This window comes from Mycobacterium sp. 3519A (assembly GCF_900240945.1).
Lineage (GTDB): Bacteria > Actinomycetota > Actinomycetes > Mycobacteriales > Mycobacteriaceae > Mycobacterium.
This window is the reverse complement of record NZ_OESG01000014.1, coordinates 2,547,415-2,560,094: the sequence shown is the minus strand read 5'-3', so window position 1 is coordinate 2,560,094 and position 12,680 is coordinate 2,547,415. Positions and strand designations below refer to the sequence as shown.

The 12,680-nt window shown below is 67.2% G+C and carries 10 protein-coding genes; 4 read left to right on the top strand and 6 right to left on the bottom strand.

Going from position 1 to position 12,680, the window contains the following annotated elements:
• Window positions 1-2: 2 nt before the first annotated feature.
• The 4 genes from C1A30_RS33610 to C1A30_RS33595 form a co-directional block, all read right to left on the bottom strand.
• Window positions 3-968: a glutamate ABC transporter substrate-binding protein gene (locus C1A30_RS33610; protein WP_235010326.1), complete on the bottom strand. Its 966-nt coding sequence runs from the start codon at window positions 966-968 to the stop codon at window positions 3-5.
• On the bottom strand, window positions 965-2,185 hold the full coding sequence (locus C1A30_RS33605) for a hypothetical protein (protein WP_235010324.1): 1,221 nt from the start codon (window positions 2,183-2,185) through the stop codon (window positions 965-967). The genes C1A30_RS33610 and C1A30_RS33605 overlap by 4 nt, the downstream gene beginning before the upstream one ends.
• Window positions 2,186-2,307: 122 nt before the next feature.
• Window positions 2,308-4,071 (bottom strand): penicillin-binding transpeptidase domain-containing protein, encoded by a 1,764-nt coding sequence (locus tag C1A30_RS33600; RefSeq protein ID WP_101952499.1) that lies wholly within the window; start codon window positions 4,069-4,071, stop codon window positions 2,308-2,310.
• Window positions 4,071-5,072, bottom strand: coding sequence for a 4-hydroxy-3-methylbut-2-enyl diphosphate reductase (locus C1A30_RS33595; protein ID WP_101952498.1), 1,002 nt, complete (start codon window positions 5,070-5,072; stop codon window positions 4,071-4,073). Before C1A30_RS33595 ends, C1A30_RS33600 begins: the two co-directional genes overlap by 1 nt.
• A gap of 66 nt (window positions 5,073-5,138) precedes the next feature.
• Between C1A30_RS33595 and C1A30_RS33590 the strand changes: the two genes are divergently transcribed.
• The 4 genes from C1A30_RS33590 to C1A30_RS33575 are packed head-to-tail and all read left to right on the top strand — an operon-like array spanning window position 5,139 to window position 8,281.
• The gene (locus C1A30_RS33590; RefSeq protein WP_101952497.1) at window positions 5,139-5,702 is read left to right on the top strand and encodes a lipid droplet-associated protein; all 564 of its coding nucleotides are present in this window, start codon (window positions 5,139-5,141) and stop codon (window positions 5,700-5,702) included.
• Window positions 5,699-6,922 carry an exodeoxyribonuclease VII large subunit gene (xseA, locus tag C1A30_RS33585; RefSeq protein WP_101952496.1) on the top strand — a complete coding sequence of 408 codons (1,224 nt, stop codon included), beginning with the start codon at window positions 5,699-5,701 and terminating at the stop codon, window positions 6,920-6,922. The genes C1A30_RS33590 and xseA overlap by 4 nt, the downstream gene beginning before the upstream one ends.
• A complete protein-coding gene (locus C1A30_RS33580; protein ID WP_101952495.1) occupies window positions 6,923-7,135 on the top strand; it encodes an exodeoxyribonuclease VII small subunit in 213 nt (70 codons plus the stop codon).
• 51 nt (window positions 7,136-7,186) lie between these two features.
• Window positions 7,187-8,281, top strand: coding sequence for an NAD-dependent epimerase/dehydratase family protein (locus tag C1A30_RS33575; protein WP_200828498.1), 1,095 nt, complete (start codon window positions 7,187-7,189; stop codon window positions 8,279-8,281).
• A 6-nt stretch (window positions 8,282-8,287) separates the two neighbouring features.
• Here the strand turns inward: C1A30_RS33575 and C1A30_RS33570 are convergent, their stop codons facing one another.
• Together C1A30_RS33570 and C1A30_RS33565 are read right to left on the bottom strand one after the other, a co-directional pair.
• The gene (locus tag C1A30_RS33570) at window positions 8,288-9,523 is read right to left on the bottom strand and encodes a glycosyltransferase (protein ID WP_101952494.1); all 1,236 of its coding nucleotides are present in this window, start codon (window positions 9,521-9,523) and stop codon (window positions 8,288-8,290) included.
• A 2-nt stretch (window positions 9,524-9,525) separates the two neighbouring features.
• Entirely contained in the window at window positions 9,526-12,648 is a 3,123-nt protein-coding gene (locus tag C1A30_RS33565) for an adenylate/guanylate cyclase domain-containing protein (RefSeq protein ID WP_235010322.1), read from the bottom strand.
• Between the last annotated feature and the right edge of the window lie 32 nt (window positions 12,649-12,680).

Here is a 12,680-nt window from a genome sequence, read left to right as displayed (position 1 = left end):
GGTCAGTCCTGATAGCGCGGTTCTGGCGGGCCCGCCGATGGCCCGAGTTCCGGGAGTAGCCAACGGTCGTAGAGCCGCTGCCAGGTGCCATCGGCCTTGATCTTCTCGAGCACACCGTTGACGAATCGCACCAAGTCTGGGCGCTGCTTGTTGACGCCGACGCCGTACGGCTCCTTGGCGATGCTCTCCCCCAACACGTCCACGGTCGGGTCTTGTTTCGCCAATCCCTCCAGCACCGCATCGTCGGTGCTGATCGCGTCGACCTGGCCCTGTTGCAGCATCAACAAACAGTCCGTCCAGGTGGCCACTGAGAAGATCGCCGGTCTCGGGTCGAGTTCGTAGAGCCTCGACAGCGACGTCGTGCCCGACACCGCGCACACCCGCTTATCGGCGAGCGCCGCAGCAGAGTCGATGCCAGAACCTTTCGCGGCCAATATCTTCTGGTTGGCTTCGTAGTACACGTTGGAGAAGTCGACCTTCTCTCTGCGGGCACAGGTGATCGAATACGTGCGGACCACCAGATCCACCTCGCCGGACTGCAGCACGGATTCGCGTTCCTTCGCGTTCACCACTCGCAGTTGGATCCGGTCCGGATCCCCGAAGATGGCCCGTGCCATCTCGCGGGCGATGTCGATGTCGAAGCCCTGCAGTTGTCCGGTGGCCGGGTCCCGGAAACCGAACAGGTCGGTGTTCTGATCGACACCCACGATCAGCCGTCCGCGCTGGGCGATTTCCGCCATCGTCGAGCCCGCGGGCATCGCACCCGGCGCGGGTAGCGCCCCCGGCCGCAGGCTGGCTTCCCTGTCGCAGTCCGCGCTTCCGCCTGCGGGCGCTGCCGTGACCTGCGCCGCGCCCGACGGCAACGGATCGACCGGCGTGACGGACACCGAACTCGGCGCCTCTACGGACCCGCAGCCCGCGGTGGCCAGCGCGATAGCGCACGCCGCCAATGCTTTTCGCGTCTTCACAGGTACTCCTTGAGGCGGGGCCACAAGCCGACCGCGGATGCTGACGCGGCGACCACCATCAGCACGAGAGTCCCGGTGGGACTCCACGCCAACCATGCTCCCGCCGCAGCCACCCGGTCCCGCATCGTCGCGCGGGTGCGTTCGATGCCGTCGCGCAAGCTCGATTCGACCGCGGTGAACTGCGCGGCAGACGCCACGGGGTCCGGGCCGATCGCCTGCCCCACAGCGGCCAGGTAGTCGCCGCTGTTGTAGAACTCGACCTGTCGTCGGTGGCTGGCGACCCATTTGTCGACGGCGTCCTTGGTTTCCGCAGGAGCCACGTCGAGCAGCTTGGTCAGCTCGTCCATGTGGCCGTAGAACGACTTCTCTGCCGCGGAGATGTCTCCCCGGGAGATCAGCTCCAACGTCTCGTCGGTGCGGGCCTGTTGGGTGAGGATTCGGGCCTGCGCGAGTTTCTCGAAGCGCTGGGTGCCTTCGGTGCGGCTGTGCTCGATCTCGTTCGCCGCCAACTGAGTCGCCACCACCACCCAGCCGATCACCACCAACACAATGGCGGCGGCAATCACCAGTCCGACGTTGAACTGCCGGTTGGTGCGGCGGTACATGACGACGGAGGCGACGACGATCGCCGCCAAGGCCAATGCCAGCAGCACGAGGCTGATGATCGGCAGCGAACCGATGGCCTGTTGATCGCGCTCGACCGTCTCGAGGTCGGCGGTGTAGATCTTCTCGGCACCGGGCAGCAGCGACGTCTGCATCAACGCCGATGCCTCGCGCAGGTACGCGGACCCGATCACATGGCCCTGCCGGTTGTTCGCCCGCGCCGCCTCGACGAGTCCCGTATAGGCGGTCAGCTGATCCGAGATCTCCGCCACCGCAGTGCGGGCGGCGAGATCGGTGCTGCCTGCGGTCGCATCCGCGAGCGCCGACGCGGCGCGGGCCAAGGCCTGTTTGTACTGCGCCCGCATCGGGCCGGTCTCGATTCCGCCCGACAGAAATGCCGACGCCGCCGCGGCATCGGCCGCCGACAGCGCGGCGTAGAGGTTCTGCGCGGCGTAGGCGAACGGTTCGGACCTGGTGAGGACCGAGTTGCGTTCGTTGATCCTGCTGTCGAGTTGGCCGCCGCACACCAGCCCTGCGATCACACAGATCGCCCCGACAGCGAGCGCGATGATGCCGATGACTCCGGGTGTCGTGCGGGCGAGCCGGCGGGCCAAGGCGGCGGAGGGTCGTACATCGACTGTGCCCGGGGCCCCCAATGTCGGCCTCCCCCCTGAACCTCAAGGGGATATTAACCGCAAAGACGAGGCTGGTAGCCAGGTTTGAATTGAAAGGAAACTCAACCGTGCAGCGTGCGCAGGAATCGCCCTGCCGCGTCGACGGCCGGGCTGGAACTGCCGGCGTCGCTGATGAAGACCGCCAGCGCGAGGTCGCCGTCGATGCCGACGAACCACCCGTGCGCGTGCGTGTTGTCGATGTACTCGGCGGTGCCGGTCTTGCCGAGCATGCCGGGAATGTCCTGCAGCTGCGTGGCGGTGCCGTCCGTAATCGTTTCGCGCATCATCGATTTCACTTGATCGGCGACACTGGCGGTCAGCGGATCGGGTGTGCGATCGGGCTTACCGGGCTGTCCGGTCACGATCGTCGGCGCGGGCACCGAACCATGCGCAAGCGCGGCGGCCAATAACGCCATCCCGAACGGCGACGCGGTGACCTGGCCTTGACCGATGCCCTCTTCGACGCGCAGCGCAGACGTGTCGGCGACCGGAACCTTGCCGGTGACGGTGGTCATCCCCGGTGCGGTGTAGTCGATGCCGAGGCCGAGTTGGGCGGCGGCCTTGGTGAGGCCGTCGGGCGGCAGATTGACCGCCAGCCTGCCCATTGTGGTGTTGCAGGACCGGGCGAACGCGGTGTGCAGCGGCACCTGCCCGAGGTCGAAGTTGTCGTCGTTGGGGATCTGGCGGCCTTCGATGTTCTCCGTGCCCGGGCATCCGACGATGCTGTCCGGGGTCACCTGGCCCGCCTGCAGCGCGGCGGAGACCGTCACCGTCTTGAACGTCGAACCCGGCGGGTACAGGCCGGTCAGCGCGATCGGGCCCTCGGCGTCGGCGGCCGGGTTCTGGCCGATTGCCAGCACGTCACCTGTCGACGGTTGCATCACCACCATCGCGGCGGGCGTCGGGATCGGGGCAAGCGCGTCCTCGGCCGCACGCGACATCGGAATGTCCAGCGTGCTGCGAATGTCGGCGACAGGCTTGGGCTGCTGCCCGCCTACTTGCTGACTGCCGGTGGCGGTCTGCGCGCTGACCGCGAAGCCGGATGCGTCGTCGGTCGCGTGCTGCCACTCCTCGGACAGCCCCGACAGCGTCGGCGACGTCAACGCCTTGTCCGCGGTGAGCAGTCGCGTCTGCGGCGCCAGCGTCACATTCGGCAACGCCGACAACGCATCCTGGATCGGGGCCACATCCTCGGCACGCAACGTGACGGCGGTGACCGGCTGACCGTTGGCGCCGTCGAGCTGTGCCTGCAGCGACTGGCCGGTGATGCTCGAGTCGATCGGATTCAGCAGCGCCGCAACGGCATTCACGTCCGCACCGGGCGACACGTTCACCAACGTGACGACCTGCTGGGTGAGCAGTTCCGCGCCGGTGCGGTCCAGCACCCTGGCGGCCGGGTCGGGGCTCAGCGTGCTGTACGACAGCGGGCCGGTGCCGAGGCCGGGCGCGACGGTGGCCGGGTTCCACTGGATCTTCCATTGATCGCCGCTCTGGTTCGCGCTGCCAGTGGTGGTGTAGGTCCACTGGTTGCGGCCGTCTTTGCCGAATTTCCATGTGGCGGCGAGGCTGAACGTCGCGTCGTTGTCCTTGCGGTCGACAGTCGACACGTCGAAGTGAACGTTGCGGCCGAGGCTGTCGAACAGCTTGCCGAGCGTGTCGGAGGCCTGGCCCGAATCGCCGGTCACCGCGGCAGCCGCCGCGGCATCACCCTTGCTCAGCGCGTCGGCGAAGGTGTGCACGGTGGCATTCAACCGGTCCGCCGCGTCGTCGCCGCAGCCGGCAAGCAGCAGCACGACAATCGTGAAAAGCGCTGCCAGCGAGCGCATTACGTGCGCGCCGGGCGAATCTCCCGCGGCAACGCGAACACCAACGTCTCGTTGGCGGTGGTCACCGGTTGCACGATGTCGTAGCCGTATTCGGCCAGCCGCTCGAGCACCCCGCGCACCAGCACCTCGGGCACCGATGCGCCGGACGTGACGCCGACGGTCGTGACTCCCTCGAGCCAGGCCGGGTCGATGTCGTCGGCGTAGTCGACCAGATGCGCGGCGTCTGAACCGGCGCCAAGCGCCACCTCGACCAGCCGCACCGAGTTCGACGAGTTGCGCGATCCGACGACGATCACCAGCTGGCACTCCGGGGCCATCGCCTTGACGGCGACCTGACGGTTCTGCGTGGCGTAGCAGATGTCGTCGCTCGGGGGGTCCTGCAGCTTCGGGAACCGCTGCCGCAACCGCTGCACGGTTTCCATCGTCTCGTCCACCGACAGCGTGGTCTGGGACAGCCAGATCACCTTGTTCTCGTCGCGCACCGTGACGTCGTCGACGGCGTCAGGGCCGTCCACGAGTTGCACGTGGTCGGGCGCCTCGCCCGCGGTGCCGATGACCTCCTCGTGGCCCTCATGGCCGATCAGCAGGATGTCGTAGTCGTCGCGGGCGAACCGCTTGGCCTCGTTGTGCACCTTGGTGACCAGCGGGCAGGTCGCGTCGATCACCTTCAGTTCACGCGCGGCCGCCGTCTCGTGCACGGTCGGCGCGACGCCGTGAGCGGAAAACACCACGATGGCGCCCTCGGGCACCTCGTCGGTTTCGTCGACGAACACCGCACCGGCCTTGGCCAGGGTGTCCACCACGTGACGGTTGTGCACGATCTCGTGACGTACGTAGACCGGGGCGCCGTGCTTCTCCAGCGCGCGCTCCACCGTCTCGACCGCCCGGTCCACCCCCGCGCAGTACCCGCGCGGCTCGGCCAGCAGCACCCGTTTACCGGTGAGGGCGCCGGTCGCCGAGCTGGAGGCACCCGGAATCCCCATGTTTATTGTCGGCGGCATGTTTTCCAGGGTACTGATCCCGCACCTCGCGGGGCCAGCCAGACGATCGCCCGTAGTCTGGACGCCATGGCAACTGCACCGTATGGGGTCCGTCTGCTGGTAGGGGCGGCGGTCACCGCCATCGAGGAAACCCGCAAGCTTCCGCAGACCATCCTGATGTACCCGATGACCGTCGCGAGCCAGGTTGCCCACTTCGTGATGAAGATGCAGCAGGACGTGGCCGACCTGGTCAACAAGGGCGACGAGGCGCTGGACTCGTTGTTCCCGCCCAAGGACGAGCAGCCCGAGTGGGCGACCTTCGACGAGGACCTCGAAGACGACCAGCCTGCCAAGCCGGGCACCGACGGCGAACGGCTGACCGAAGGCCGCTTCGCCCTGTTCACCAGCGGCGAGCCGGAGAACGGTGAGCCCAAGCCCGCCTCCTCGGCGACCTCCGCAGACGCCGATCCACCCGAGATCGTGACCGAACTGGACTACGAGTCGCTGACGCTGGCCCAGCTGCGGGCGCGGTTGTCGTCGCTGCGCGTCGCCGATCTGGAGGCCCTGCTGGACTACGAGAACGCCACCAAGTCCCGGGCGCCGTTTTTGACCCTGCTGGCCAACAGGATCACCCGCGCGACCGCGAAGTGACGGAACCCGAGCCGGGCAAGTCCCCCGATAACCCCTGGCCGGTGCGCGCGGTCGCCACCCGGATCGCGAAGTACATCGACCGGCTCGGCGTGGTGTGGATCGAAGGCCAGCTGACCGAACTGAAGCTGCGCCAGACGACGGCGTGGATGGTGCTGCGCGACCCTGCCGCCGACATGTCGCTGACGGTCAGCTGCGCGCGCGATCTGGTGGCCAACGCGCCTGTGCCGCTGGCGGAGGGCACCCAGGTGATCATGTGCGGCAAGCCGCAGTTCTACACCCGCAACGGCTCCTTCAGCCTGCGCATCAGCGAGATCAGGGCGGTCGGCCTCGGTGAGTTGCTGGCCCGGATCGAGCGACTGCGTCGGCTGCTGGACGCCGAGGGGCTTTTCGATCCGCGGCTGAAGCGACCGCTGCCGTTTCTGCCGCGCACCGTCGGCCTGATCACCGGACGGGCCAGCCACGCCGAGCGCGACGTGGTCACCTGCGCGACCGACCGGTGGCCGGGTGTGCGATTCGCCGTCCGCAACACCGTGGTGCAGGGCCCCAACACGGTGCCACAGGTGGTCGAGGCGCTGCGCGACCTGGACAACGATCCCGACGTCGACGTCATCGTCATCGCGCGCGGCGGCGGCAGCGTCGAGGACCTGCTGCCGTTCTCCGACGAGACGTTGTGCCGGGAGATCGCGCAATGCACGACGCCGGTGGTCAGCGCGATCGGCCACGAACCCGACAATCCGCTCTGCGATCTGGTCGCCGACGTGCGCGCGGCCACCCCGACCGACGCGGCGAAGCGAATCGTGCCCGACGCCGCCGCCGAGCGGGCGCTGGTCGGCGATCTGCGCAGGCGCAGCGCGCGGGCCCTGCGCAACTGGGTGCACCGTGAGGAGCACGCGGTGTCGCAACTGCGCAGCAGACCGGTGCTGGCCCAACCGCTCGCCGCGCTCACCGCGCGGTCCGACGAGATCCAGCGGGCCCGCGCCTGCGTCCGTCGTGACATCACCCGGTTGGTGGCCGCGGAATCCGACCGGGTGGGCCACTTGTCGGCCAGGCTGACCACACTGGGTCCGGCGGCCACCCTGGACCGCGGCTATGCCGTCGTGCAGACAGCGGCGGGCACGATCCTGCGCACGACGGCCGACGCGCCTGCGGGCACCCGGTTGCGGGTGCGGGTCACCGACGGCGCCGTGATCGCCATCAGCGAGGGCAGCGAGGGGCAGTGAATGAAGCCTATTAGTCAACTGGGGTACGAAGAGGCCCGCGACGAGTTGGTGGCCGTCGTCCAGCAGCTCGAGCAGGGCGGGCTCGACCTGGAGTCATCGCTGAAGCTCTGGGAACGTGGCGAGGAGCTGGCTAAACGCTGCGAAGAGCACTTAGCTGGTGCGCGTAAGCGCGTCGAGGACGCACTGGCCGCAAAAGAAGACGAGGACGCTTGATTCTGTAACGAGTTTCCGGCTAGGGGCTCGAAACTGTAACACGTTTCATTTATGCTCTCGGGCATGGGTGACGCAACGCTGACCGACTTGGGTCGTGTGCTGGTCACCGGGGGCTCCGGCTTTGTCGGCGCCAACCTGGTGACCGCACTGCTCGACCGCGGGCATCACGTCCGCTCCTTCGACCGGGCCGCATCCGCGCTGCCTGCGCATCCGCGGCTGGAGGTGATCGAGGGGGACATCTGCGATCCGCAGACCGTGTCGGCCGCCGTCGACGGCGTCGACACGATCTTCCACACCGCGGCGATCATCGACCTGATGGGCGGCGCGTCGGTCACCGACGAGTACCGCAAGCGCAGCTTCGCGATCAACGTCGACGGCACCAAGAACCTGGTGCACGCCGCGCAGGCCGCCGGGGTGCAGCGGTTCGTCTACACCGCATCCAACAGTGTGGTGATGGGTGGTCAGCGGATCGCGGGCGGCGACGAAACCCTGTCCTACACGCAACGTTTCAACGACCTGTACACCGAGACCAAGGTCGTCGCCGAGCAGTTCGTGTTGGCGCAGAACGGGATTGGCGGTTTGCTGACCTGTTCCATCCGGCCCAGCGGCATTTGGGGGCGCGGTGATCAGACCATGTTCCGCAAGGTGTTCGAGAACGTGCTCGCCGGCCACGTCAAGGTGCTGGTCGGCAACAAGAAGGTCAAGCTCGACAATTCCTATGTGCACAACCTCATTCACGGATTCATCCTGGCTGCCCAGCATCTGGTGCCTGGCGGAACGGCACCCGGGCAGGCGTACTTCATCAACGACGGTGAACCGATCAACATGTTCGAGTTCTCCCAACCGGTGGTCGAGGCATGCGGTCAGCCGTGGCCGAAGATCTGGGTGCCCGGGCGGCTGGTCAAGGCCGTGATGCTGGTGTGGCAGTGGTTCCACTTCCGGTTGGGCCTGCCCAAGCCCTTGCTGGAACCCCTTGGGGTGGAGCGGCTTTACCTCGACAACTACTTCTCGATCGCCAAGGCGCAACGCGATCTCGGCTACCGGCCACTGTTCACGACGGACCAGGCGATGGCCGAGTGCCTGCCGTACTACGTCGACCTGTTCCACCAGATGAAGGGCGCCACGCCGGAACCGGTGCCCGCGTAGGGACCCTCAGCTCGAACTGAGTTCGAGGGTGCGCTGTTCGAACAGGTCCGCACCGTGTGCCACTCCCCCGGTGGCCTCGAACCCGGCCGCGACGCGTTCGGCGCCCGCGGTCATGGTCATCGCTTCTCGCACCTTCGCCAGCAGTCGCTTCGGCGAAAGCCTCTTCGCGGGAAGCCGGGTGCCACACCGGGCCACCTCGGCGCGGCGGGCGACTTCGAACTGGTCGCGTCCGTACGGCACGACGCACACCGGAACGCCTCGCGCCAACGCCTTTTGGGTGGCGCCCATGCCGCCGTGCGTGATCGCACACACCGCACGATCCAGCACCAGACCGTGCGGGACGAATCGGCACACCGTGGCGTTCGGCGCCTCCGTCCCGACCTGGTGCCCGGCGGGCGCGGTGGCGACGACATGCACCGGTTCGCCGGCCAACGCGGTGATCGCGCAGGTGATGAGGTCGGCGTCGGCTTGCTCCTCTGATGACGTCGTGACCAGAACGATCGGCCGGTCGATCGCGGTCAACCAATCCGGGCTCGTATCGGGCTCGGGTTCGAGCACGCAGGGCCCGATCATGTGCACCGAGTCCCCCCACTGCGTTTGCGGGTATTGAAACGGCTTGCCGCTCGCGATGAACATCTGCGGCGCTCGCCGCAGGAACTCGTCGACCGACCCCACCGTCGGCACACCGACGTCGGCGCGAATCCGGTTAATCGGAGCCAACATGACGTTCTCGACGGCGCGCAGCAGCGTCGTCCGCACAGCGGCGTCCCTGAGCACACCGATCACACCCGGCAGGGGTTTCAGACCGAGGCCGAATGGTGGCACGCCCGGTGAGCGCAGCGGTGGCGTGTACGGGGACAGGCACGCCCACGGCAGACGGCCAGCGTCCGCCGCCGACAGTGCACCCCAGCAGTTCACGTCAACGAGCAGGGCGTCGGGTTGTGTTCGGGCGACGGCGTCGGTGAGATCGTCGACCTCGTACGCGGCCCGTTTCGCGAACACCGCGACAGAAAGCTTCAGCGCTGCAAGGGGATTGCTCGCCTTGAAGTCGTCGTGTCCAATGGCCTCGATCCGCTGGTCGATCGGCGTCGCGGTGAAGCCGAGACGTTCCGCCAGCTCCACGCCGGTGGACAGGGTCCGCACGTGAACTAGGTGCCCACGATCAGCCAGTTCCGAGAGCAGCGCACTGATCGGCAACAGGTGCCCGAGTGCGGGTGAGGTGTACGCCAATATCGTTGCCATGGTCATCCCGTTTCCCGGGCCGCAGGCGTCATCTCGTCCACCATGCGGCGCGCCTCTGCGAATCGTCCTCGGGCGTCCACCATTCGACAGAGTTCGAGGTATTGCGTCGCCAGTTCCGCGTAGCGCTCGACGTCTCCGCGGGCTCTGGCCAAGATGGCGCGCGACTTCAACCACCACAGGTCCAGCGCGGGCGGACCGGGTCGACGGGTTTGCCATTGATCGACGATGCGATTGGCCTCCGCCAGGTCGTCGACGGTCCCGCGGTCGACGAGCAGTTCGACCAGCGCCTCGCCCGCACAACCCGCGAAAACCGGGGAACCACCGGTCATCTGAACCGCGACGGACTCGCGCAGTTCCGCGATGGCCTCGTCACGTTTGCCCCTGCGAGCGGCATCGAGCGCGAGGTCAGGTACGACCGTGGTGAGCGCGAGTCGCCACACCTTGTGCTTTGCGATACTCGCCCGAACGCGCTCGAGTAGTTCGATCGCCTCGTCGCGGCACTGGCCTCCGGAGCGGAGCAGCGCACTGGCGTATGCCCACTGTGCCGCGATGATCCCGAAGACATCGCCGAACGACTCGGCGCGTCGCAGGACGTTGCGCATCTCGTCGACCAAGTCTTCGGTCGCGTAGGTGCCGACCGCCGCCAACAGGGCGACCCAATATGACAGCGCCGCAGCATAATTGACCGGCGGCAGGACACGCGCCTCGTCGGTCCCCTTCGTGAGGCTTCGTTTGCCCTGCTCGTGGTGGCCCATGCAGATCTCGATCACGCCCTTCAGCGAATCGGATATCGAGTTCTCCACGATCAACTGGTCGTGCGGCAACGCCTGTATCGTCTCGATGACCCGCAGCGCCCCGTCGAAGTCACATGTCGCGAACCGGGCATACGCCACCGCGATCAGGATGATGCTTTTGGTCTGCGCGTCGCACTGAATGCTGTCGATGATCCCGTCGATCTCCGACGCGAGAGCGGCGGCTTCCGGCACACGATAGTCGTTGACGGAATAGGACCAGATGCGACCGGCGGTGGCGATGGCCAACGATGTCATGTTACCGCTTCGGGTTGTCAGGTCGCGGAGTTCACGGTAGCGCTCGTCGCTGTCGGCGGCTTCGCCGACGAAGAAGGTCGTCGACACCAGCATGGTGCGCGGTGCGATCCGCATGGCGATGACGCCGTCGTGGTCCTCGGGTAATTGATCGGCGATGTGTCGGGCGCGCGCCCACTGGGTGCGTGCGGCGACAAGGTCACGTGGCCGAAGCCAGGCCGCGGCACGCATGTGCCACTGGTACGCCGCGGCCAGTTTCCCCGCCGCCTCGAGATGGCTGGCGATCAGCGCAGCGTTCTCCTCGACGGCGCTCGGATCGCGGGCCTCGATCGCGGCGGCCAGTCTGCCGTGGGCGTCCACCCTGGTCGAAGCCAACTGCGACTCGTAGGCCACCGCGCGAACCAACGGATGCCTGAAGCAAAAGCGTTGGCGGGGCGTGAATTCGGTTTGGTCAATCAGTTCCGCCGACACCAGTTCGGCCAGCTGATCGGACTTTATCTCCTGCCGCAGCACACGCAGCGACTCGAGGTCGAACTGGCTGCCGATCACCGCCGCCGCGTTGAGCATGGCTTTCGCGTCGCCGGGCAGTCGGTCGATGCGGGCGGCAAGGACTGCCTGCACGGTGCCGGGTACTGAGATCTCGTCGACGTCGTCCAACAGGCGGTACCGGCCGCGACTGCCCGACAACACACCGCGACCCGCGAGGTCGCGGACGATCTCCTCGATGAAGAACGGATTTCCTGCCGCGGCAAGAGCAATACGTTCGGCAAGCCCCACAACTGACGGATGGTCGCCGAGCAGTTGGCCGATCATGCGCACCGAAGCCGACTCCGAAAGCGGCTGCAGCGAAACGATCTGATCCGCGTTCGCGCTCAGCGCCCCGTGGAACTCCGACCGGTAGGTCGCGATCAGGATCGAGTCCGTCGCGGCGATATTGGTGGCGAATTCGACAAGGACGCCGTCTGTCGGCTCGTCGATCCAGTGGGCGTCCTCGAGGATGAGCACGGTGCGGCGGGGGCGTTCACGGACGGCCTGCGTCATCATCTCCGCGAGGCGGCGCCGATGCCCGTCGACACTGACTTGCAGCGGTGGCGCCTTGGCATCACCGATTCGCATGGCGTCGAACAGAATTCGGGCGTCGGCGGAGTCTGGTGTCAACATGCCCGCGTACTGGGCGACGGTCTGCGCGCGTGCCTCGGCCTCGGGAAGCCGGTCCACGTCGAACATCGCGCGCAACAGGCGCGACAACGCGCTGAACGCCACTGTGGCGGTGTGGGCTTCGCACCTGGCGACGACGACGTCGGCGCCCCGACCGGCCGCAGTCGAGGTGAACTCGTTGATCAGTCGGCTCTTACCCACCCCGGGGCCGCCGACCACCGCGACGAAGCAGCCTGCTCCGGCATCCAGTGTGTGCTCGAGGCGGGACAACTCGGCATCGCGACCGAGCAGCTGACCTTCGTTGCGGCCCAACACCATCCGGTCGGATTCGATCGCAAGTAATGCTCGCGCGGGCACGGGCTCGTCCGCGCCTTTCACCGCAACCCGCAGCACCGGTCCCAGCTGGGCGGCGCCCGCCACGAGTTCTGCCGTCGACAGCGCGCAAAGCACGCCGCCGACGGGGGCGGCGGCCTCCATGCGTTGCGCCATTCCGACGGGATGCCCGACAGCGGTGTACCTACCTGGCCCAGAACCGATTTCGCCGACAACCACGTCGCCGGAGTTCAATCCGATCCGAATGTCGAGTGCGACGCCGTCGCGACGAAAGACCTCGGCCGCCAGTTGTTTCGTGACCGATTGGATCTCCAGCGCGGCGATGCCTGCCCGTACCGCATGGTCCTCCAGCGCCACCGGAGCGCCGAACAGAGCCATCAACCCGTCGCCGGTGAACTTGTCGACGGTGCCCTGGTAGCGCTGCACCACCGCGGCCGCGCGGTTGAACAGTTCGTTCATCACCTCTTGGAGTCGCTCGGCGTTCAGCGTCGCGGCAAGCTTCATCGATCCGACGACGTCGGCGAACAACACCGTCACCTGCTTGTGCTCGCCCGTCGCGGTCGGCGGCGTGACCGGGCATCCGCACACGTCACAAAAGCGCGCTATCGGGCGCAGGTCGT

Excerpts from the sequence above, each read along its gene's own strand:
- C1A30_RS33600 (WP_101952499.1), bottom strand. The coding sequence starts at position 4,071 with ATGCGCTCGCTGGCAGCGCTTTTCACGATTGTCGTGCTGCTGCTTGCC.
- C1A30_RS33575 (WP_200828498.1), top strand. The coding sequence starts at position 7,187 with ATGCTCTCGGGCATGGGTGACGCAACGCTGACCGACTTGGGTCGTGTG.
- C1A30_RS33595 (WP_101952498.1), bottom strand. The coding sequence starts at position 5,072 with ATGCCGCCGACAATAAACATGGGGATTCCGGGTGCCTCCAGCTCGGCG.
- C1A30_RS33580 (WP_101952495.1), top strand. The coding sequence starts at position 6,923 with ATGAAGCCTATTAGTCAACTGGGGTACGAAGAGGCCCGCGACGAGTTG.
- C1A30_RS33570 (WP_101952494.1), bottom strand. The coding sequence starts at position 9,523 with ATGGCAACGATATTGGCGTACACCTCACCCGCACTCGGGCACCTGTTG.
- C1A30_RS33590 (WP_101952497.1), top strand. The coding sequence starts at position 5,139 with ATGGCAACTGCACCGTATGGGGTCCGTCTGCTGGTAGGGGCGGCGGTC.